The 21,677-nt window shown below is 53.4% G+C and carries 20 protein-coding genes and 1 pseudogene; 1 reads left to right on the forward strand and 20 read right to left on the reverse strand.

Annotated elements, in window-relative coordinates; all coding sequences use genetic code 11:
- Positions 1 to 17: 17 nt before the first annotated feature.
- The 14 genes from RX717_RS11425 to RX717_RS11490 all read right to left on the reverse strand — a co-directional run bounded on the left by RX717_RS11425 (position 18) and on the right by RX717_RS11490 (position 13,765).
- Entirely contained in the window at positions 18 to 542 is a 525-nt protein-coding gene (locus RX717_RS11425) for a hypothetical protein (RefSeq protein ID WP_107631837.1), read from the reverse strand.
- A 58-nt stretch (positions 543 to 600) separates the two neighbouring features.
- Positions 601 to 1,851, reverse strand: a complete 1,251-nt coding sequence (gene purD / locus RX717_RS11430; protein ID WP_054328055.1) for a phosphoribosylamine--glycine ligase — start codon at positions 1,849 to 1,851, stop codon at positions 601 to 603.
- A complete protein-coding gene (locus RX717_RS11435) occupies positions 1,848 to 2,402 on the reverse strand; it encodes a hypothetical protein (RefSeq protein WP_107631836.1) in 555 nt (184 codons plus the stop codon). Before RX717_RS11435 ends, purD begins: the two co-directional genes overlap by 4 nt.
- A complete protein-coding gene (locus tag RX717_RS11440; protein WP_054328057.1) occupies positions 2,399 to 2,983 on the reverse strand; it encodes a hypothetical protein in 585 nt (194 codons plus the stop codon). Before RX717_RS11440 ends, RX717_RS11435 begins: the two co-directional genes overlap by 4 nt.
- Positions 2,980 to 4,155, reverse strand: coding sequence for a phosphoribosylaminoimidazolecarboxamide formyltransferase (locus RX717_RS11445; protein ID WP_054328058.1), 1,176 nt, complete (start codon positions 4,153 to 4,155; stop codon positions 2,980 to 2,982). The genes RX717_RS11440 and RX717_RS11445 overlap by 4 nt, the downstream gene beginning before the upstream one ends.
- Positions 4,156 to 4,165: 10 nt before the next feature.
- Positions 4,166 to 4,879 (reverse strand): IMP cyclohydrolase, encoded by a 714-nt coding sequence (locus tag RX717_RS11450; RefSeq protein ID WP_107631835.1) that lies wholly within the window; start codon positions 4,877 to 4,879, stop codon positions 4,166 to 4,168.
- A 20-nt stretch (positions 4,880 to 4,899) separates the two neighbouring features.
- A complete protein-coding gene (gene purN, locus RX717_RS11455; protein ID WP_054328060.1) occupies positions 4,900 to 5,523 on the reverse strand; it encodes a phosphoribosylglycinamide formyltransferase in 624 nt (207 codons plus the stop codon).
- 64 nt (positions 5,524 to 5,587) lie between these two features.
- Positions 5,588 to 6,625 carry a phosphoribosylformylglycinamidine cyclo-ligase gene (purM, locus tag RX717_RS11460; RefSeq protein ID WP_054328061.1) on the reverse strand — a complete coding sequence of 346 codons (1,038 nt, stop codon included), beginning with the start codon at positions 6,623 to 6,625 and terminating at the stop codon, positions 5,588 to 5,590.
- 35 nt (positions 6,626 to 6,660) lie between these two features.
- Positions 6,661 to 8,082 carry an amidophosphoribosyltransferase gene (locus RX717_RS11465; protein ID WP_107631834.1) on the reverse strand — a complete coding sequence of 474 codons (1,422 nt, stop codon included), beginning with the start codon at positions 8,080 to 8,082 and terminating at the stop codon, positions 6,661 to 6,663.
- Between the two features lie 61 nt (positions 8,083 to 8,143).
- Positions 8,144 to 8,854 (reverse strand): phosphoribosylaminoimidazolesuccinocarboxamide synthase, encoded by a 711-nt coding sequence (purC, locus tag RX717_RS11470; RefSeq protein WP_054328062.1) that lies wholly within the window; start codon positions 8,852 to 8,854, stop codon positions 8,144 to 8,146.
- An 80-nt stretch (positions 8,855 to 8,934) separates the two neighbouring features.
- Complete coding sequence (gene purE, locus RX717_RS11475) at positions 8,935 to 9,426, reverse strand: 5-(carboxyamino)imidazole ribonucleotide mutase (protein ID WP_107631833.1); 492 nt, start codon at positions 9,424 to 9,426, stop codon at positions 8,935 to 8,937.
- A 309-nt stretch (positions 9,427 to 9,735) separates the two neighbouring features.
- Complete coding sequence (locus RX717_RS11480) at positions 9,736 to 10,914, reverse strand: glycosyltransferase (RefSeq protein ID WP_107631832.1); 1,179 nt, start codon at positions 10,912 to 10,914, stop codon at positions 9,736 to 9,738.
- A complete protein-coding gene (gene csaB / locus RX717_RS11485; RefSeq protein WP_242977981.1) occupies positions 10,911 to 13,154 on the reverse strand; it encodes a polysaccharide pyruvyl transferase CsaB in 2,244 nt (747 codons plus the stop codon). The genes RX717_RS11480 and csaB overlap by 4 nt, the downstream gene beginning before the upstream one ends.
- A 119-nt stretch (positions 13,155 to 13,273) precedes the next feature.
- Positions 13,274 to 13,765, reverse strand: coding sequence for a hypothetical protein (locus RX717_RS11490; protein ID WP_054328067.1), 492 nt, complete (start codon positions 13,763 to 13,765; stop codon positions 13,274 to 13,276).
- Positions 13,766 to 13,928: 163 nt separating this feature from the next.
- Between RX717_RS11490 and RX717_RS11495 the strand changes: the two genes are divergently transcribed.
- Entirely contained in the window at positions 13,929 to 15,374 is a 1,446-nt protein-coding gene (locus RX717_RS11495) for a lipopolysaccharide biosynthesis protein (protein WP_159068194.1), read from the forward strand.
- 48 nt (positions 15,375 to 15,422) lie between these two features.
- On the opposite strand, the pseudogene RX717_RS11500 reads toward RX717_RS11495, so the two are convergent.
- The 6 genes and pseudogenes from RX717_RS11500 to RX717_RS11525 all read right to left on the reverse strand — a co-directional run.
- Positions 15,423 to 15,827 (reverse strand): annotated as a pseudogene (locus RX717_RS11500) (helix-turn-helix domain-containing protein); the annotation flags it as partial.
- A gap of 28 nt (positions 15,828 to 15,855) precedes the next feature.
- The gene (locus RX717_RS11505) at positions 15,856 to 17,469 is read right to left on the reverse strand and encodes a recombinase family protein (protein ID WP_316960296.1); all 1,614 of its coding nucleotides are present in this window, start codon (positions 17,467 to 17,469) and stop codon (positions 15,856 to 15,858) included.
- A 111-nt stretch (positions 17,470 to 17,580) separates the two neighbouring features.
- Complete coding sequence (locus tag RX717_RS11510; protein WP_431833315.1) at positions 17,581 to 17,853, reverse strand: hypothetical protein; 273 nt, start codon at positions 17,851 to 17,853, stop codon at positions 17,581 to 17,583.
- Positions 17,854 to 18,460: 607 nt separating this feature from the next.
- Positions 18,461 to 19,627 carry an XRE family transcriptional regulator gene (locus RX717_RS11515; protein ID WP_107631815.1) on the reverse strand — a complete coding sequence of 389 codons (1,167 nt, stop codon included), beginning with the start codon at positions 19,625 to 19,627 and terminating at the stop codon, positions 18,461 to 18,463.
- A 437-nt stretch (positions 19,628 to 20,064) separates the two neighbouring features.
- A complete protein-coding gene (locus RX717_RS11520; protein ID WP_107631814.1) occupies positions 20,065 to 20,949 on the reverse strand; it encodes an SIR2 family NAD-dependent protein deacylase in 885 nt (294 codons plus the stop codon).
- Complete coding sequence (locus RX717_RS11525; protein ID WP_107631813.1) at positions 20,900 to 21,673, reverse strand: protein-ADP-ribose hydrolase; 774 nt, start codon at positions 21,671 to 21,673, stop codon at positions 20,900 to 20,902. The genes RX717_RS11520 and RX717_RS11525 overlap by 50 nt, the downstream gene beginning before the upstream one ends.
- Between the last annotated feature and the right edge of the window lie 4 nt (positions 21,674 to 21,677).

Below are 21,677 nucleotides of genomic sequence, written 5' to 3' on the forward strand. Positions count from 1 at the left end.
GTTTTGCGGCAGCCGTTTCAGCCCAGCTTAGGGAACAGCTCCTGATCGATCACCGCGTCAAGCGTCATACCTGCGTAAGCGATCTGGGCTAGCCCGTCGATGAACCGCGTGACCGCTGCCAGCAGCACGGAAATATTATCCGCAATAAACGGGATGATCTTTTCCAGCTCCAGCGAGCCATCCACTAAGGTATTGTGCTTCAGGTAGATCTGCCCCGCCTGCTCAAAAAAGCCGAACGCACCCAGCGCGCAGAAATCGTTGCAGTAGACGCACGCCTTGCGAAGCTGCGTCTCATGCGTATCCGGCGCGCCCTGGAACAGTGTGACGAAAAACTGCAGCAGCCCCATATCCTCCGCCGGAAGCTGCATCGGGATAAAGCAGCATTCTATCACAACGTCCTTGGCCACTTTGCCCTGACGCATAGCCTCGCACCGCAGCAGCGTCGGCGCGCCCTCCTGCCGCATTACCTCCGCGCGGAACCCGTTCTGATTCAGCACATCGGACATACAGCTCAATATCTGTTCCTGTTGCTCTATTTTCATATTCCTATATCTCTCCTTATGGAACACGGCGCGGACTCCCTGCCGCGCCGTGCATCGCTTATTTAACGCCGATGTCCCTGCGGTAATGCGCCGCCTCAAAATGGATTTTTTCCACATCCGCATACGCTTTGCGGATTGCTTCCTCCAGCGTGGGGGCGACCGCGGTCACGCCCAGCACACGCCCGCCGCTGGTGACGAATGTACCACCCCTGACCGCCGTACCCGCGTGGAACACGAACGAATCCTTCACATCCGCAAGGCCGGTAATCTCCTTGCCCTTTTCATACGCCTTGGGATATCCGCCGGACGCCATGCAAACGCAACACGCAGCGTTGTCGGCCCAATGGATTTCGATTTCATCCAGTTTTTCGTCGATCACTGCATTGAAAATATCGAACAGATCGGTTTCCAGCCGCGAAAGCACGGCTTGCGTTTCCGGATCGCCAAACCGTGCGTTATACTCGATCACCTTCGGCCCTTTGGGCGTCAGCATCAGGCCGAAATACAGCACGCCCTTGAACGGCCGCCCTTCCTTGGCCATCGCCGCGACCGTCGGCTGGAAGATCGTTTCCATACAAACGGCCGCGATCTCCTCCGTATAGAAACGGGAAGGGGAAAACGCCCCCATGCCGCCGGTGTTCGGTCCCGCGTCACCGTCGTAGGCGCGCTTATGGTCCTGCGCGGACGGCATGGTTTTCAGGTGCTTCCCGTCCACAAACGCCAGCACACTAACTTCGGGACCGGTCAGGTATTCCTCGATCACCACGCGCGCGCCCGCGCCGCCGAACGCATGCCCGTCGATCGCGTCCCTGACCGCGGCAACCGCTTCTTCCTCTGTCATTGCCACCGTTACTCCTTTGCCCAGCGCCAGGCCGTCCGCCTTGACCACAATCGGAGCGCCGTTCCGCCTGATGTAGTCGATCGCGGCGGTGGAATCCTCAAATACCGCATAGGACGCGGTGGGGATGCCGTATTTCTTCATCAATTCCTTGGCGAATGATTTGCTCCCCTCAATAACTGCCGCGTTTTTCCGCGGGCCGAACGCGCGGATGCCCGCTTCTTCGAGCGCATCCACCATGCCCAGCGCAAGCGGATCATCCGGCGCGACCATCACCAGATCCGGTCGCTGTGCCTTTGCAAACGCAACGACACCGTCGATATCGGTCGCCTTGATCTCCACGCATTCCGCTTCCTGCGCGATGCCGCCGTTGCCCGGCGCGCACCAGATATGATCTACCTTGGGGCTTTTTTTCAAAGCGTGGACGATCGCGTGCTCACGGCCGCCGCCGCCGATTACCAAAACTTTCATGATTTATCTACCTCCATACGGATGTATTGCTGCTGGGCGCGGAACATATCCACCAGTAGGGCGACATGGGCCAACGGCAGCAGCATGCTGGCGATCCGGATCCCCTGCGCGACCACCGGCTCCTCCAGCCAGTCGAACGCCATGACAAGCCACAGGATATACCCTGTGCTCCATACAGCCACCAGCACCCATTCCAGAACGACCTGCCGCCCCGCCGCGCGCATCTGGTCCGCCGCCGCAAGCAGCAGCATGCAGCCGAGCAGAATAAGCGGCACAAGCGAAGCATACTCCAGGATATTCCCCCAATACGGCGGCAGGACCGCTGGCCCGCAGACCACCGTAAAGCCGATCAGCACATCCGCTGTGATACTCGCCCGCCGGAACCACGGAGACGCCTGTTGTTGGGAAAGCGCGCCCGCCGAGATCACGGCATACGCCACCAGCTCCAGCATCCAGTTGCCCGCCAGTGCCGTGCTGCCCAGCATCGCCAGCTTGATCACAATGCCGGCCGCGATCCCCAGATAGGCGTAATAGCTTTTGAGAACATTCATACTTTATCCTCCGCAAGCAGCGTTTTCGCGCGCCACAAATACCGCACCATCCAAGCATAGGAAACCACCGCCGCAAGCAGCGCCACAACCTCCAGCCCCATCTGCACGCAGAACAGCACGGTATACGCGCCCTGCTGGACCGAAAGCTCGGCCTGCCCTTCGAAATACGGCAGAAAGCCCATCATGGACGCGCCGCGCTGCACAAGCGTCGCCATCGCCCAGGTGCGGCCCAGGCGCAGCGTCTGCTCAGAGGCGTCGGCCGCACGCAGCCGGCGGTCAAAATCGCGCTCCATCGGCAGGTAGAACAGCAGGAACAGCAGGTTGACCGCCATATTGCCGACCCATGCGGGATCCGTACCGTTCGGTACCGTCACCGTGAGCAGAGCACCCACCGCTGACGCGCCCAAAGCGACCCAGCAACGCAGCCAGAATGCCGCAAATGCGTTCATCAGATAGCACAGCGCCATCAGCAGCATACCGACCGGCCGGAGCGTCCCATTGAGGAACAGGGACGCCGCTATCTGCGCGGCAAAGGCAGCCAGCGTCCAGACCGCCGCACCGGAAGCGTTGCTCCGGCTCAATGATGGAACAGGCGCATGCCGGTGAACGCCATCACAATACCATATTTGTTCGCGGTTTCAATCACGTTATCATCGCGGATCGAGCCGCCCGGCTGGACGATATACTGCACGCCTGACTTGCGCGCGCGCTCTACATTATCCCCAAACGGGAAAAATGCGTCGGAACCGACCGTGACGCCGGCATTGCCCTTGATCCAGGCCAGGCGCTCCTCACGGGTGAGCGGCTCCGGCCTGACCGCGAATGTATTCTGCCAAACGCCCTCCGCCAGCACATCCTCGTATTCGTCCGAAATATATACGTCGATCGCGTTGTCGCGGTCCGGACGGCGGATACCTTCCTTGAACTGCAGGCCCAGCACCTTGGGATGCTGGCGCAGGAACCAGTTATCCGCCTTATTGCCCGCAAGGCGCGTGCAGTGGATGCGACTCTGCTGGCCCGCGCCCACGCCGATGGTCATACCGTCCTTCACATAGCACACGGAATTGGACTGCGTATACTTAAGCGTGATCAGCGCGAGGATCATATCATGCCTGGCGCTTTCCGGCAGCTCCTTCTGCTCGGTCACGATATTGGTGAGCAGGCTTTCATTGATCTCATAATCGTTATAGCCCTGCTCAAAGCGGATGCCGAAGATATCGCGCTGCTCAACCGGCTTCGGCGCATAGTCCGGATCGATCTTAACCACATTGTAGCCGCCCTTGCGCTTGGTCTTGAGGATCTCAAGCGCCTCGGCAGTGTAGTCCGGCGCGATAATACCGTCCGATACCTCCCGCGCGAGATAAGCTGCGGTATCCGCATCACAGGTATCCGACAGCGCCGCCCAGTCGCCGTAGGAGCACAGGCGGTCCGCGCCGCGCGCGCGGATGTAGGCGCATGCGATCGGCGACAGTTCGTGGTCAGCCTCCACGAAATAGATCTGCTTTTCCACGTCGGTCAGCGGCTTACCCAGCGCCGCGCCCGCAGGCGAAACATGCTTGAAGGAGGCCGCGGCCGGCAGGCCGGTCGCCTTTTTCAACGCCTTGACCAGCTGCCACGCGTTGAACGCGTCGCAGAAATTGATATACCCCGGCTTGCCGTTCAGGACCTCGATCGGCAGCTCGCCCTCGGTCATAAAAATGCGCGCGGGCTTCTGGTTGGGGTTGCAGCCGTATTTCAATGCCAGTTCTTTCATTCGTTTCCCCTCATTTCACATGCTTGTTTTTGATGACCTGCTCGTATTTACCCGTTTCCAGGTCGATATACCGCACGAAGAGCGAAATCTTGTTCTGTTCGTTCAGGCTGTCCCACATCATGTCCGCGAACTCCTGCAGCGGCAGCTCGATGCGGACGCATTTCGGCTCGCCGCGGAACGGGAGCAGCGGGTTGCCGTCGCACAGGTAGGTATGGATAAAATGGCCCAGCCCAGGCACCGGTTTGTCATATTCATAGAAAAAGCGCTTGTTCGAGGTCCGGTCGGAGGTAAAGTTTTTGAGAATAGACAGGCTGTACGAGCCGTCCTCGTTGATCACGCCGGAAATGCGGGAGGTATAGTTGGGCGCGTCCGGCTCAAACTGGCGGGTGCGCAGGGCGTCGATATAGCTTTTTCCCTGCCGCAGATAGTCGCAGATCGTATCCGTCTGGTCGCCGTTGGTCACGACCGTCCTACCCGCGCAGACACGGACCGGATGATAAATAATCAGGGAGGGGTCGGTCATTCGGGACGGGTCAAACGCTTCCGTGCGGATTCCATCCTCGGTTTCCACAAACACGCGGTTCCGGCTGTTCTCCGACCGGCCCATGATGAAATAGGCCGCAACGTTCCTTTTGTTATCCTTTGTACGGCCGAAAATGATGCCGCGGCCCGGATAGGTGTTGGACACCAACTCATCCGCGATATTGAACACATTTTTGCTCATAACGCAAACACACTCCTTTGTTACTTTCTCTTGACGGCCGCGCCGTCGACGGTCAGCCTGCCCGCGCAGAAATCGGACACGGCTTGCGGAAGCAGCTGCCATTCCGCCTGAACCATCACGCGCTTCTGCAGCGTCTCCGGCGTGTCATCGTCCTCCACTTCAATCGCTTTCTGCGAGATAATCGCGCCTCCGTCCACCACTTCAGATACAAAATGCACGGTTGCGCCGGTCACCTTCACCCCTTTTGCCAAAGCCGCTTCATGGACGCGCAAGCCGTAGAAGCCCTCCCCGCAGAACGCGGGGATCAGCGAGGGATGGATATTGATGATGCGGTTCTCATAACGGCGGCAGAAGTCCGCGCTGAGCACGGTCATAAAGCCTGCGAGCACAACCAGCCCGATCTCCCGTTCGCGCAGCAGCGCGTCCAGCGCAGCGCCGTATGCGTCGGGAGAAGCGAACTCCCTGCGCCGCAGCACCGCGGAGGGGATACCGGCCTTCGCCGCCCGTTCCAGCGCAAACGCGTCCGGATTGGAGGAGACGACAAACGCGATGCGCCCGTTTTCGATCTTGCCCGCCTGCTGCGCATCGATGAGCGCCTGCAGGTTCGTACCGCCGCCAGAAACCAAAACTGCAATGTTTATCATATTGGATCTCCATTTTCTGCGCCGCAGCGCGCATTGAATCAAACTCTGCGTAGCCGCGCCGGCGTCAGACGAGTTCCACGCCCTTCTCGCCGTTCACGCACTCGCCGATGATATACGCCTTTTCTCCCGCGGCCGAGATCGCGGCGACCGCGCGCGACGCGTCCTCCGCGGCAACCGAAAGCACCAACCCCGCGCCCATATTGAACGTGTTGTACATATCGCGCTCCGGTATGCCGCCCGTTTTGGCAATCAGGCCGAACACCGGCGGCACCGGCATGGCGCTTTTTTCGATCTTCGCGCAAATGCCTTCGGGCAGCATACGCGGCACGTTTTCGTAAAAGCCGCCGCCGGTGATATGACTGATGCCCTTGACATCCACCTTGCCCATCAGGGATTGGATCGCCTTGACGTAGATTTTGGTCGGGGTGAGCAGCTCCTCGCCCAGGGTTTTGCCAAACTCGTCGATATAGCGGCGCACGGACTTTTCATTGATGCCGAGCGTCTTGCGCACGAGCGAATAGCCGTTCGAGTGTACGCCCGAGGAAGCCACGCCGACCAGCGCGTCGCCCTGCCGGATCGTCGTCCCGTCGATCATTTTCTCCTTATCCACCATGCCGACCGAGAACCCTGCCATGTCGTACTCGTCCTCCGGATAAAAGCCGGGCATCTCCGCGGTTTCGCCGCCGATCAGCGCGCAGCCCGCCTGGCGGCAGCCCTCCGCGATGCCGGAAACCATCTGCGCGATCTTGGCCGGATGGTTCTTACCGACCGCGATATAATCCAGGAAAAACAACGGCTGTGCGCCGCAGCACGCGATGTCATTGACGCACATGGCCACGCAGTCGATGCCCACCGTGTCGTGCTTATCCATCAGGAAGGCCAGCTTGAGCTTGGTACCCACACCGTCCGTACCGGAAACCAGGATGGGGTCGGCCATGCCCTTGAAATCCGGACGGAACAGGCCACCAAAACCGCCCAGCGTACCCATCACGCCCTTGGTAAAGGTCGATTCGACCATCGGCTTCATCAGCTTGACCGCTTCATAGCCCGCAGTCACGTCAACGCCGGCAGCCTTGTAGCTTTCAGAACGGCTTTCACTCATAGTAATACTCCTTCGTCGTTTAATATGGGAGCGGCTTATTCTTTGCCGCTCCAGCAGTAGGTGCAGACCTTATCGTGGTCCAGGCCGATGGCCTCCAGCAGTCCGTCAAGCGACTGATAGCCGAGCGAACTGAATCCAAATTTTTCGCAAATTGTCTTGAGCATGCACTGGCCGCGCTTGGTATTCGCATCCGCGTATTCCTCCAGGTGCTTCTGCCCCTCATCGCCCTCCAGCTCCTGCACGGTGCGGCGGGCCAACAACTCCATCTCGGAATTACTGGAGGAGAAATTCAGGTATTTGCAGCCGTACATGATCGGCGGACAGGCCGACCGCATATGGACCTCTTTTGCGCCGGATTCGTACAGGAACTCAACGGTTTCACGCAGCTGGGTGCCGCGCACAATCGAGTCGTCCACGAACAGCAGCTTTTTCCCCTCGATCAGCTCGGGTACTGGGATCTGCTTCATCTTGGCGACCTGATTGCGGATCTTCTGGTTGGCCGGCATGAACGAGCGCGGCCAGGTCGGGGTATATTTGACAAACGGACGCGCAAACGGTTTGCCGCATTCGTTGGCGTAGCCGATCGCATGCGGCACGCCGGAATCCGGCACGCCGGCAATAAAATCCACATTTTCCGCCAGGCCGCGCTTTTTATCGTCGCACGCCATGATCTCACCGTTGCGGTAGCGCATCACCTCGACGTTGACACCCTCATAATTGGAATTGGGATAGCCATAATACGTCCAGAGGAACGCGCATATTCTCATTTCCTTTCCGGCCGGCGACAGCGTTTCAAATCCATCCGCCGTGACCTTGACGATCTCGCGCGGCCCAAGCTCATAGGCATCCTCATAGCCGAGCTTGTGGTACGCGAACGACTCGAACGAAACGCAATGCCCGTCCTCGCTTCTGCCAATCAGCACCGGCAGGCGACCCAGCCTGTCGCGCGCGGCGATGATCCCCTCCCGCGTCAGCGCGAGCAGGGTGAGCGAGCCGTCGATCAGCTCCTGCGCGTGCAGGATGCCGGATACCAGGTCGTCCTTCTGGTTGATGAGCGCCGCAACCAGCTCGGTGGAGTTGACCTTGCCCGAACTCATGGCCATGAACTGATGGCCATGGTCGGAAAAATAGCGGGAAACCAGCTCCTCCGCGTTGTTGATGATACCAACCGTGGTCAGCGCGTACAGGCCAAGGTGGGACCGCACGAGCAGCGGCTGCGGGTCGGTATCGCTGATGCAGCCGATGCCGCTGCAACCCTGGAAATCCTGCAGATCCTTTTCAAATTTGGTCCGGAACGGGGTATTTTCAATATTGTGGATCTGGCGCTGAAAGCCGACCTCCTTGTCGTAGACGATCATGCCGCCCCGCCGTGTACCCAGGTGCGAATGATAGTCCACGCCGAAAAATATATCCAGTACGCAGTCCTGCTTGCAGACCGCGCCAAAAAATCCTCCCATAGTTGCTCCTTATCTTTTTCCGGTTTTGGGTTTGCCCGATCAGGCGCGTTCCCGCAGGCGGTTACTTGCCCAGCACGCGCTTCATGATCTCCTGATACGCTTCCTCGACGCCGCCCAGGTCGCGGCGGAACCGGTCCTTATCCAGCTTCTCCTTGGTGGTCTTGTCCCACAGGCGGCAGGTGTCCGGACTGATCTCGTCGGCCAGCACGATTTTACCGTCCGCAGTCTTGCCGAACTCCAGCTTGAAATCGACCAGGAGTACGTTCAGCGTATCGAAATACTGCTTCATGACCTCGTTGACCTTGAACGCCATGCCCTTGATCTGCTCGATCTCCTCGCGGGTGGCGAGTTTCAATGCGATCGCGTGGTACGCATTCATGAGCGGGTCGCCCAGATCGTCGTTCTTATAGGAGAATTCGACGGTCGGCTCGTCGAACACGATGCCCTCCTCCACGCCGTAGCGCTTGGCAAAGGAGCCGGCCGAAATGTTGCGGATAATGACCTCGAGCGGTACGATAGAAACCTTTTTCACAACCGTTTCGCGCTCAGAGAGCTGCTCGACGAAATGGGTCGGCACCCCCTGCTGCTCCAGAAGCTGAAACATGTGGTTGGACATGACGTTGTTGATCGCGCCCTTGCCGACGATCGTCCCCTTTTTCTCCCCGTTGAACGCGGTCGCGTCATCCTTGTAATCGACGATGACCAGGTTCGGGTCGTCGGTCGCAAACACTTTCTTTGCCTTTCCTTCGTACATCTGCTCTTTCTTTTGCATGTCCATTTCCTCCATTTATATGTGTAATTTAAAAACAAACAAACCTTTGTTTTTGGGTTTTACCCAGTCCGCGCAGGTGGTTACGCAAACTGCGCCTTTACCTTTTCATCCTTGGCCATGACCTCGTCGGCCATTTCCTGCTTAAACTGCCGCAGTTTTCCGGCAAGCGCTTCGTCCGACAGGGCGAGCATCTGCGCCGCTAGGATGGCTGCGTTGTCCGCGCCGTCAATCGCCACGCACGCGACCGGAATGCCCTTGGGCATCTGCACCATGGACAGCAAGCTGTCCATGCCGCCCATCACGCTGGTTCCCATCGGCACACCGATGACCGGCAGCGTGGTGTAGGCTGCCAGCACGCCGCCCAAATGCGCGGCCTTGCCCGCCGCTGCGATGATCACGCCGAAGCCCTCTGCCGCCGCGTTTTTCGCAAGCTGCTCCGCCGCCGCGGGCGTGCGGTGCGCGGAGCAGATCCGCACCTCGGCCGGTATGGCAAACGATTTCAGCCGGTCCACGCATTTTTCCATAACCTTCAGGTCGCTGTCCGACCCCATGACGACGAGCACCTTTTTCATCGCATATTCCTCCTCAAAAACAAATGAGGACACGGATAGACCCGTGTCCTATATACGCGCTCAATTAGCTGCACCGATGCCCGAAAGCATGCACGAATGCCCGGTACCCAGATTGAAGAACTGCATGCGGATAGACTGCGCCGCCTTATCCAGAAACACGCTTCCGATCATGTGTACACCTCTTTCGCTGCTTGTCCTGCTATCAGTGGAGATACATTAATATTTTATCCAAAGCGCCTGTGTATTGCAAGCGTTTTACGCCGTTTTTTCTCGTTTTGTACAAATGCCCAAAGATGGGGGCCGCGGCTCTCAGCTTTCGTGCAGAACGCCCTTTCCGTACAGCACCGCCTCAATCTGGCGCACGCGCTCGCTCCAGGAGCACTGCGCGCCATAGGCCAACCGTTTGGCCACTTTCTCCGGATCATTTTCCGTCGCTGCCGCGTCGCACATAGCGATAAACTCGTCCGCGTCGTGCGCGATATACACCACGTCCGCGAAATCCTCGACCTGCAGCGGCTCGCGTGTGGAAACCACCGGCTTGCCGGTCGCAAGGTACTCGTAAAACTTGAGCGGGGATACGTCGCGGCTCAGCGCACCCGCGCGAAACACATTCAGGCATACATCCATCTGCGCCAGGTACGCAGGCAGCTCGGGCTGCGGCACCAGGCCGTGGAACACGATATTGGGATACTGCCGCAAATGCGACAGGTCCACGCCCGGCAGCGTCCGGCCGATCAGGAAAACAGTCGCATCCGGCCGATCCTTTGCCAGCTTTTCGATCAGCGCGTAATCGATGCACTCCTGCAGCATGCCCACAAACCCGAACACTGGATGCTTCAGGCTTTTCATATCTTCCGGACAAGGCAGGCTGCCTTTTTCGGTCTGCACGCGCGAAAAGATCTCATACGCCGCGCCATTCGGGATCATTTTTGTCGTGGGGTTCACCTTTTCCAGCGTTTCGGCCAGCCCGACCGCAGTCGCGAACACCTGATCCGCCACCCCCGCAAGGTCGCGCTCCATCCGGTCCACCACCACCGGATCGATATGCCCCTTGTAAGCCGAATGGCGGTCCACGCAGTCATAAACCAGCGCGCGGTGCGGCACATGCGCCGCGATATCGCAGGAGGACGGCGAGTAGCACCAGAGCACCGTTTCCTCCCCGAAGCCGTGCTCGCACATCTTCCGGCGCACGAATGCGGCCTGGCGCTTCTGGTTGAGGCGGTTGACCCACCGGAACTTGTTGAAAAACGGCAGGACGGGCGGCAACGCGTAGACCGTGATGTTTTCATGCCCCTCCACCTTTTCCCCCGGCCGCTTGTATTTCGAGAGATACGCGGACGCTTTTTTGGCCTTGAGCGGCGCAATCACCGACACCGGCGGATCAAAATACAGCACCTCCGCGTTCCGCAGGCGGCTCATCACGTTCTGCTTGCGGGTCGGCAGCGGGTGGTAGTTGGTCGTCGACAGACAGACGATATGGTTTTTCATGCGTTTTCCCCGTCCTTTTTTTCACACTTCAATCCCAGCAACAGCGCAGCGCAGCGCACGTTCTCCTGCTCGCGCTCGCGCAGCATTCCGGCGGTGCGGCGCACCTCCCCATCCAGCGCGCCGGACACACACTCGTCGATCAGGCGGCACAGCGGCTCCGCGCGCACGGTCTGCAGCTGCAGACAGGTGCGGCTGCCGATATATTTGAGAAAACCGTCCACCTTGATGTCGTAGCTCATGCCCACGACCGGCACGCCTTGTCCAGCGGAAAACATCAGCGAGTGCAGGCGGATGCCGACCACGGTTTTCATGCGCGCCAGGATGCCGATGGTCACCTCGATCGGCTGGCGGGTGCGCACCGCGTGCCACGGGCAGCGGAGCAGCGCCCCCACCCGCTCGGCGGGCAGCAGGTCGTTCGGGAATTCGATGGGGACGAACACCGGTGTCAGCCCATGTCTCTCATAGGCGTAATTGGCCGCCGCCGCAATCTCGGGCAACGCCGCGTCCAGCCCTTTCCAGTTTCGCAGGCCGAAGCCGATATAGCGCCCCTCAGGATCGATGCCGCTCTGCTCCATGGCGAGCGACACGACCTCGCGCGGCGCGGGGTCCAGGATAATCGTCGGGTCGGCGGATACGCGGATGTCCGGACGGGTCACGCCCATCTCGGCCAGAAGCGAACGGGAGTTATCGTCGCGCAGCGTAATGCGGTCGACCGACCGGTCGATCGTCTTGGCCGCCATGACGCGGTTGCCCGCGCGGTTGATCGGGCCGATGCCGCAGCCGTACATCATCACCTTGCAGCCGCGCTTTTTCGCCGCGCGCAGGGTGTAGCAGTAATACCAGATCGACCGCGTTGAGGTGACGTCCTGCATCAGCGAGCCGCCGCCGTTGATATACAGTGCCGCGCGCCGGAACCGCCGCAGCACGGCGAACACGTTGAACGTATAAATCGCGTTCGTCCGGTAGACCAGGCGAGTCTCTTTCGGGCGGCGGGACATAACGCAGATCGTGCGCTCCGGATCGAGCGCACGCATCTCCTGCACGATCGCCTCCAAAATAGCGTCGTCGCCCGCATTGCCGCGCCCGTACGCGCCGCAGATCACGATGCTCTCGCGCTCGTGTTTGGGCCGGTGGAAGCGGGCGAGCAGATGGCGGTAATTCGCCTCCTGCCGCGCGCACATATTCTCGCGGGAAAACTCGCGGGAGGCCTTGTCGTACAGCGCCTCGGAAAAGGCGCAGCGCAGCGCGGGGTCGTTTGCCAGGCGCGCCATGTATCTGGCAAGCTGGCGGTCGTCCCCAACTGGGAAAATATAGCCGTTTTCGCCCGTGTCGATCAGTTCGGGCATGCCGCCCACATCCGAGCAGATGGTCGCGCAGCCCGCGCAGACGCCTTCGAGGATGGAGTACGGGAAAGTTTCGGACACCGAGGACAAAAGGTTGATGTCCATTGCGCGGAAAAACGGCCCGACTGGGGAAACCCAGCCGCAGAACGTCACGCGCTCCGCCACGCCGAGCTGGGCGCACAGCCTGCGGAGCATCTCCTCATCCTCGCCGTCGCCCGCGATGAACAGGCGCAGCTGCGGCGCCTCCTCAAGCGCCGCGGCAAAGCCGCGCACGGTCGTCGCAATATCCTTGACCGCGGTCAGACGCGCGGCGATCCCGCACAGCACGTCGCCCTCCTCCACCTCCACGCCGTAGGTATCCCGCAGATAGGCAGCACGGTCAAATTCGCCCTCCGGCCGTTTGAAATCCATGCCGTTGTAAATCTTCACAATCCGTTCGGGATCGAAGCCGCGCTCGATCAGCGTGCGCGCCATCCGGTCCGCGACCGGCTGGTAAAAATCCAGAAAACGCAGCGCGACCGCGTTCGCCGCGCCGAATGTATGCTGCTTGAACGGATTGCCGAGATAGTCCAGCTTATAATCCGAATGCACGGTCGTCACGATCGGCACCTGGCGCGAACGGCGTACCATCGCCCCCATCAGATTGGCGCGACCGCCGTGGCAGTGGATAATGTCCGGCCGGAACTCGTCCACCAGGTCGCGCATCGCGCGCGCCGCGCGGAACGGGTTATGCCGCTCGATCACGCGGACGTCGATGCCGCGCTCACGCGCCTCATCCGCAAACGGGCCTGCGCGAAACGAAAGCAGCATAACCTCGTTCCGCCGGCTCAGGCCGGTGACCATATTCATAATGTGGGTTTTGGCGCCGCCCACGTCGCCGCCGCCCATAACATGCATGACTCGCAAGGGCAACTCCTCCTGATAAGGCTGGTAATACTCGCATGAGTATACCATAGTATACCACGGAACACCGGCAAATGCAAAAGAAAGCCGCCCGTCAGGGGCGGCTCTCCCGCTCACGGGAGATAGGTAAGAACGGTCACGCCGTTTTCCGTGCTTTTGGAGAACACGGCGTTGTCCTCATAGCGCAGCACGCCGTATCCCTCGTCCCCGTGATTGAAAGGGATGCGGATATCGTAGCCAAGGTTATCCGGATACGCACAAACGCTCGCCACGACCCTTTCCTTCCCCCACTCGACAAACACAAGCTGCACCATCCCCTCGCTGACGCTCTCCTTGACTGCGTCACTGTCCAGCCGGATGATGCTTTGGATTTCCTCCTTCGAGGTATATGGGCCAAATGTATATACCTCGTCCCACTCGAACGGGACCAGCTCGTTCAGGGATACCTGGGTCGACTCCTCCGGTATTGCCTCCACCGCGTGTTCAAGCGCGCGGGCATTCACACCGGCCAGCCCGCCGCTGAACAGGTAGCCGCCCAAAATAACGGCCAACAGCAAAATAAAAACATAGGATGGTATCCTGATCTTCCCTCTTTGGCTGTACATTGCATTCCTCCGTTCACAGCTTGTGTATTGTTCCATCCGGTTTTATCATAGCATACCGCCGCGCCCGCCGCAAGGAAAAGGCGTTTCCAGCAAAGCCGTATTTGTTTTTGCCGCCATATCATGCTATACTATGGTTATCTGACCGAAAGCGAGGGTTCCTCATTTGTCCGGTAAAAACACTATGACGCGCGACGCGATGCTGTTCCTCCCCGCCAAGGTGGTCGAGGGGCTGCTCGTCATCGCGTGCTCTTCCTTGTATACGCATATTTTCACACAGGGCGCGGTCGGCACGTTCGGCATTGTCAACACGACCGTGCAGTTCTGTTATCTGGTCGTCGCGGGCTGGATGGCGAACGCCGCCACGCGCTATGTGGGCGAGGAATTCCGCAGGGACCGCGCCAGCGCGCTGTTTTCGACCGTTTCAGCCATCTATCTGCTGATCTGCGCGGCCGTCGCGGCCGTCGCGCTCTGCGCGGCCGCGGTCACGCGCGATCCGGTCTGGCTCGGCGGCGCGTGCATGTTCTTCAGCTATACCGTGTTCCAGATCCTCAACTCCGCGCTGATCCAGCTCGGCCGGATGCGCGCCTCCATCTCGCTCAGCCTGTTTTCCGCGGCGGGCAAGCTGGCTATCGCTTATGCGATCGTCCACGGCGCATCCGATTACCCCTCCGCCGCGCCCGCGTTCATCGCCAACACCCTCGCGGACGGTCTGGCCGGCCTGGGCGCGGTCTTCGCGCTGTCCATCCCGACGGTCGCGCGCCTGCGCTGGTTCTCCCGCCCCCTGCTGCACAAGTTTTTCGCCTACGGCGTGCCGCTCATGGGGGTATCGATCGCGGTCGCGCTGCTCAACATGATCGACCGCTATCTGGTGACGGGTTTTTTCGGCAAGGAGGCCTTTGCGGTCTACAACCAGAACAACTCGATCGCTTCTGGTATTTTTACGATGATCTCGGTCGGCATCATGCGCGGCGTATACCCGAACGTGCTGCGCGCCTGGCGCGACGGCGGACAGGCCGCCGCCAAGCCGCTGCTCGACCAGGGCGTGCGGCTGTATCTGCTGATCGCGGTACCGGCTGTCGCAGGGCTGTCCGCGGTGGCGCTGCCCATGTCCCGCTTCCTGTTCGCGGCGGGGTACGACGCGGGCGCGCCGGTCATCGCCTACACCGCGCTCGCCATGCTTTTCATGGGGCTGACCGAATACGCCAACAAGGCGTATGAGCTGGAGCAGTCCACCATCCATGTGCTGCAGAACAGCGCAGCGGCGGCGGCCATCAAGGTAGTGTGCAGCGTTGTGCTGCTCAAAACGCTCGGGTTCACCGGCGGCGCGCTCGGCTCGGTCGTCGCGTTCGCCTCGTATTTTATCATTACGGCGGTGCGCGTGCGCAAGCGCTTTATTTTCCGCGTACCCGCGAAAAGCCTGGCGCGCATCCTGGTCTGTGCGCTGCTCTGCGGCGCGGCGGCGTTTGGCTGCACGCTGTTGCCCGCGAATAACCTGCTGCGGCTGGTCTGCGCGGTCGCGGCGGGCGCGGCGGTGTACGCAGTAGCCATCATCGCCAGCGGCGAGGGACGTGCGGAAGCGCAAGCCGTACTGAAAAGGCTGAAGCGATAATAAAAGGCAGATACGGTCATACTGTATCTGCCTTTCGGGTTTCATCATCTAGTCCTTTCGTGTCAGGAAAAGTCCAAGGAATGCAGCAACCAAGATAAGCGGCGCCACTCTGACAAACAGCCATTCAAATGCGTGCAACGCAACGCCGAGAACAGCCGTTTCCGGATCACTGTAATCCCAGCCCAGGTAAGGACTTTCCAACGCCAATAAGAATGCAAAAATTGCTGCTATGCCTGCGCACAATGCGATAAGGAGCCAATGCAGCATTTTCTTTCCTGCGGCTTTTCTCTGTGCGAGCTGCAAGTTTATCACCTCTAGCTTTGCGGAAATCGCCTTTAAGTCATCAGCTTCCGGCTCCGTGACGTTTTCTCCAAGCAGCGTGCTCACGGGTGTTGCAAGCGCTTCCGATAGGGAGATCAACATATCAGAATCAGGAACTGACAAGCCGCTTTCCCTTAGTTAAAGATATGAAGCCTCATTATCAGTCTACTTTTCCAATAAATCGGTAGTATATCTCTATTTCCTGTATTCTTTCGTTCTCCTCATTCGTTGTTGCTTCGTGAATGAGTATTTTTTCTATCATTGCATTTAATAACGGTGCTGTCAGTTCCTTTGGTACGGAATACTCCTTGATTAACTCAATCCACTTTTCAGCACCTATCATATCCTGTTCCATTTTACTTAATTCTTCTCTTAGGCTTGTTATCTGCTGTTCCAGTTCTATCTGTTCCTTTTGATATTTTCCCGACAGCATAATGAAGTTTCGTTCTGTTATCTTCTCACAGGCTCTATCTTCATACATTTTCGCAAATAATCGGTCAATCTCATTTTGTCGGTTCTCGGCTTTCTTCAAGGCATTTGCCTTTTTCTTCTTTTCCCGTATTCGCTCGGCATTACCGACTTTCTGTATCTTATGCAATACCTTTTCTTCGTCCTGCTGTACTGCCTTAGCCCAATATTGCAATCGTTCCAATACGGCTTGATACAGCACATCATAACGAATGTAGTGCATAGAACAATTACCTTTGCCAAACTGCCCGTAGTAACTGCAAGCATAATAACTATACGGTGTTTTATTCGCCTTATTTGTCGCAAACCTCATAGACCAGCCACAATCCGCACACTTGACAAGCCCTGCAAATATCGGCGTTGCCTTTTCCTTTGTCTGTCTACGCCTTGATTTTATCTGTTCCTGCACACGATAGAACACTTCCTTGTCAATAATCGGCTCGTGCGTGTTTTCTACTCGAAACCATTCACTTTCAGGCTTTCGTACTTTCTTCTTGCTCTTAAACGATACCGTAGACTGCATATTGTGAACGCTGTTCCCGATATAGACTTCACTTTTTAAGATTGCCTTGACATGAGCAATCGTCCACTCATAACGCTTGCTGTCGGGCTTTCCCTCAAAGATATGTGCAAAAGTACCATACCTTGTAAAATTCAGCCAAGACGCTGTCGGGACTTTTTCTTCTCGCAGTATCTTTGTGATTTTTGCACTACCGTAGCCTTGATAGGCTAGGGAGAAGATTTTTTCAACAATCCATTTCGTTTCCTCATCAACCAGCAGTTTTCCTTTGATATCAGGGTGTTTCTTATATCCTAACGGAGCATAAGCCCCATAATGAGCACCCTCTGCAAATTTTGTCTTAAACGCTGATTTCACTTTACGGCTCGTATCTCTTGCCACCCATTCATTGATAATGTTCTTAAATGGTGCAATCTCACTTTCGCCTTTTTCGCTGTCTACACCGTCATCAATCGCTATGTAACGGACATTATGGCTGGGAAAATACAATTCTGTATATTGTCCTGTCATAATATAATTTCTGCCAAGTCGGGAAAGGTCTTTTGTTACAACACAGTTGATTTTTCCTGCCTCTATATCCTCAATCATTCTCTGAAAACTCGGTCTGTCAAAATTTGTCCCCGACCAGCCGTCATCAATATATTCATCAATCACATTCAAATGATGTTCTTTTGCATATAGACGCAACATACTTCTTTGTGTGGTAATGCTGGAACTTTCGCCTTGTAATTCATCATCTCGGCTCAACCTAAGATAAAGTGCAGTATTGTAAATCTGTTGTTTCATTGTCAGTTATCCTCCTTTATAACTAACCCATGTTTACAATACCTGCTTGCAAGTAAAGTATAACATGGGTTATTTTTCACATTCAATCTATTTCTTACAACTGCACCGAATTTATGCGATTGTCTGCTTTGCTTTTTCAAGCATAACATCAGTCAGAAGTTCTTCCATTGTCTTTCCTTTTTCGGAAAAATGCTCTTTTACAACAATCTTTGTCTTTCCTCTGTTTCCAATGCCACACTTGTTATTTTTCTTTTGAATTGTTTTTACAGCATTATCAATAACACATACCCCCTTTCTGTAAAAATAGTTTTTAAGCAATTCAACGGCTTTTGTCATAGCCCACAGGAGTTCCACCTCTGCATTATCCAATGTAGCCGTACCCATTGCGTGCGACGCTTTTAACGCTCAAGCTGTGGCTGTACGGGAGTATCATTATCTGACAGCACAGGTCATGGCGATAAAAGAGGACAAGTCTTTTACAAGAACACAGATAGGTTGTCGCTCGCTTTTGCAGGGGAAAGGTCATGGCGTATCTGTTTCAATGGCTGCTGTCTGTCTAAGGTATTGAATTGCTTTATTCAGTTGTCAAAGAACACGAAAGAAGAAAATCGTCTTTCCTATATACCGCGTTGGAAAAGAGCAAAAGCGTAACCAATACTCAAAACTTTTTTCTTTTCACTTCATATCTGTACAGCAAACACTTATTTGTTAAGTTGAAATGAAAAATAGTTAAACTCTTTTTTCCTGCACCATATAGGGAAAGCAAATATTAGTTTGCTAAGTTGGTGATGAAAAAATTTGATTTTCTTTTCACACCCTAACTACCCATGCAACACCGTAACTGCCAATAATGGAATGAAAGATTTTCTTTACTCCATATAGGGACAGCAACTACCGATTTAATGACCTGTTTTCAAAAAAAGTTAGATTTCCTTTTCTCGCACCATATCTGTACGCAAGTAACTGTTTTGTTGCAGATTTTTTGAAGAAATTAAAAAATACCGTCACTCCCTTGTGGAGCAGCGGTATCATTCTCAATCATATCTGCTATGTCTGTTGTCATTTGTTTAATTTTTAATTCCTGCTTTTCTGTTAGTCTTGTATGTCTGTCGATTTCTTCCAGATAATTTGCTCCTGTTTTCTTTTCAATTTCTTTTATCATCAATAAAGAGGGCATGACCTGTCTTTCTAACCAGCGTTTTGTTTTATCCATATTAACAGCAACAGGCGTCATAATAAACGGAAGTGAGGTCGTTACATTATCTAAAAATATATCCCATAAGATATAATCGGGAAAATCTATCTGTGTAAGGATAAGGCTTGCTATGGTCTTTTCGGGATTTCTTGAAAAAACAAGTTGTTCTATCGTTTGTCCTGCTTTTCCATTTTTCAAACGAATTTCAAAGCGGTTCTTAATGTCTGTTTTTATACCCTTGCTTTCTTGTTCCTTTTCTTTTTCATATAGGCAAAAGTAGATAGAACTATTCTTTGAACCGATATAAAAAGTTTTTGCAGTTTCTCCATGTGTACCCGATAATTTCCCGCTGTCTACTGCTTCATGGGTTCTAGAACGTTTCCATACCTTGTTAGCATAATAACGTTCCCTTAAAATTTCTATATCCAGCAATCCGCCCATATCATTGACTGCTAAATCTATCCGTTTAAAAACGCCTTGATAATCTATACAACAGCTTAAAAAGCAATACCAGTCTATCCCTCTTGCCCGTAAAACATATTCCAAGTTCCGACACCCCATACCTCTTAATTCCAATAAAACACCCATAGAACTATCTTTAGAAGCATTTACACTAATATCCCCATAGATATACTGTTCTTCATAACCAAACATTCCGTAATCTTCATGTATAAAATATTCGCTTTTCATTGCCAGTACATTTTTTATAATTCCCAATGCGTCTGTGGTAGGAAAACGAACACGCAGATAGTCAATCGTTAAAGTGAAAGGCTGTGTACAATTACAATAATCAAGATAATGTAGAAGTATATGTTTCATTTCTTTACTGGCTTTTGTTTTTCCGTTTTCAATTTCATTTAGGTTCTGCCTGCTGATTTGTAGTTCCTGTGCCAGTCGTGATTGCGAATAATCACAGGCATTTCTCTTTTGCTTTAATGCTTCAATAAATTTTATATCATTCATGCTTATTCCTCCAATCAAAAAAGGCATATACTCATGGGAGCATACACCTTGTATCTTATATTTATTTTCTATTGATATGCTGTTTTAGACCTGTCGGGTAGAAAGAATAGGGTGTGAAGTGAAATAAGTTCTTATAACCTTATAAATCGTTGCATATCAGCAGTTTTGTATTTGTTTTTGCTCTTGCCTTTTGTAATAGTACCCCCCTGTTAGATAGCGGGGGCTTGATATTCGCTCGCCACAGACTTGCTCACAGATGAAGTGAACCAGACGTTTGACAGCTTCGCTGTCATGGCTTGATGTCTTCGACCGCCACCACGTCTGGATCACTCCATCTGATAAGATATTTCATTCAATAGAATTATCATCAAATTTATCTCTCAAAATACGATTACGGAAATTTATAATTGTTTTACAATCAATATTTTTTTCATAATTTAATCATCAGTATATGTTAATAAATCATGTGTTACTTTTCCTATATCTGCTTGAATACAAATAGATTGTTTTTCAATTTGTGGTGGACAATAGGCTTCTTGATAATTGATACAGGTATAGACTGCATTTTTATTTTTTGAAGTCATATTCCAAAATGGGTATTTAATAATAACTGGTGTATTATTTCCAACACCTAACTCCAAATACAGAACATGAAGATTTTCATGTCTTCTTAAAAAATCACTATATCTTTCAGACGCCTTATACCATCCCTTATCCTGTACAAAAGTTCCGTCAATTCGTAAATTTACAGTCATAGGTGCACTACAATGAGGACAATATGGTATCAAGTCTGTTGGTATTTTCATATCTTGTTGCTGTTCTACCATTTGTTTGACTTGCACTTCATTGTCATACGTTTCCTGCTGACAGGCATTAGAACATTGAAATAACCCATAATCACCTTGCGTGTAAAACAGTCGTTTCTTATCAAACCCTGCTTTTTGAAAACAGTGGTCAACATTTGTTGTAAGAATAAAATAATCTTTGTCTTTCACTAAAGACAATAAATCAGCATAAACCCGATTAGGAATTGTCTGATAACGATTAAGATAAATATGTCTGCTCCAATATGCCCAGTATTCTTCTAGTGTTTCAAAAGGATAAAAACCTGCCGAATACATATCCTGCAAACCATATTTTTCTGCAAAATCCGAAAAATTGTCATAAAAACATTTACCGCCATATTCTAGCCCTGCTGATGTAGATAATCCTGCACCTGCACCTATAACGATAGCGTCGGCATTTTCAATTTGTTTTTTTAACTTTTTTAAATTATTCCAATAATCGCTGGTAGATTTGATAATCTTCTTCTTTGAAAACATTAAAAACCACCTCTATTTCCGAATGTGTTTCTTGTATATATTCTGTTACTGTTTGAATTGCAATTTTCCCAGCAATATCATTTGGGAAATGAAATTCGCCTGTTGAAATACAACAGAAAGCTACTGATTTTAAATGATATGCTTCTGCCAATTCCAAACAAGAACGGTAGCAGGAAGCAAGTAACAAGCAATCTTTCTTACTCAATGCTCCATGAATAATCGGTCCAACTGTGTGAAGTACATACTTTGCAGGCAGATTATATCCTTTTGTGATTTTTGCTCTTCCTGTTGGTTCGGGACTATTTTGCTGTTCCATGATTTTTTGACATTCTAAACGAAGCTGTATACCAGCGTAAGAATGAATTGCATTATCTATACAGCTGTGACAGGGAATAAAGCACCCTAATAAAGCGTTATTCCCAGCATTGACGATTGCGTCTACTTGTAATTTTGTTATATCGCCTTTCCATAAATATAATTGAGGTTTTAATAGTGCTAAATCTTGAATAGAAATTATTTGTTGGTTTTTCAATTCTTCTTGCAAATATTCGTCTTGAATTTTTAGAAATTCCCTTGATATAGGCATGGGTTCTCGAATATTCATAAGAGAACGTAATATCCTTTTCTTTTCGTTTAGTGATTGAACAGATAATAAATGTTCATATTGCTTACTTTCATTTATTAAATATTGAATGAGATAATCTAAACGCTCGTTTTGTTTCATAATA

The sequence above is a fragment of the Intestinibacillus sp. NTUH-41-i26 genome (assembly GCF_032769475.1).
Classification (GTDB): Bacteria; Bacillota; Clostridia; order Oscillospirales; family Butyricicoccaceae; genus Agathobaculum; species Agathobaculum ammoniilyticum.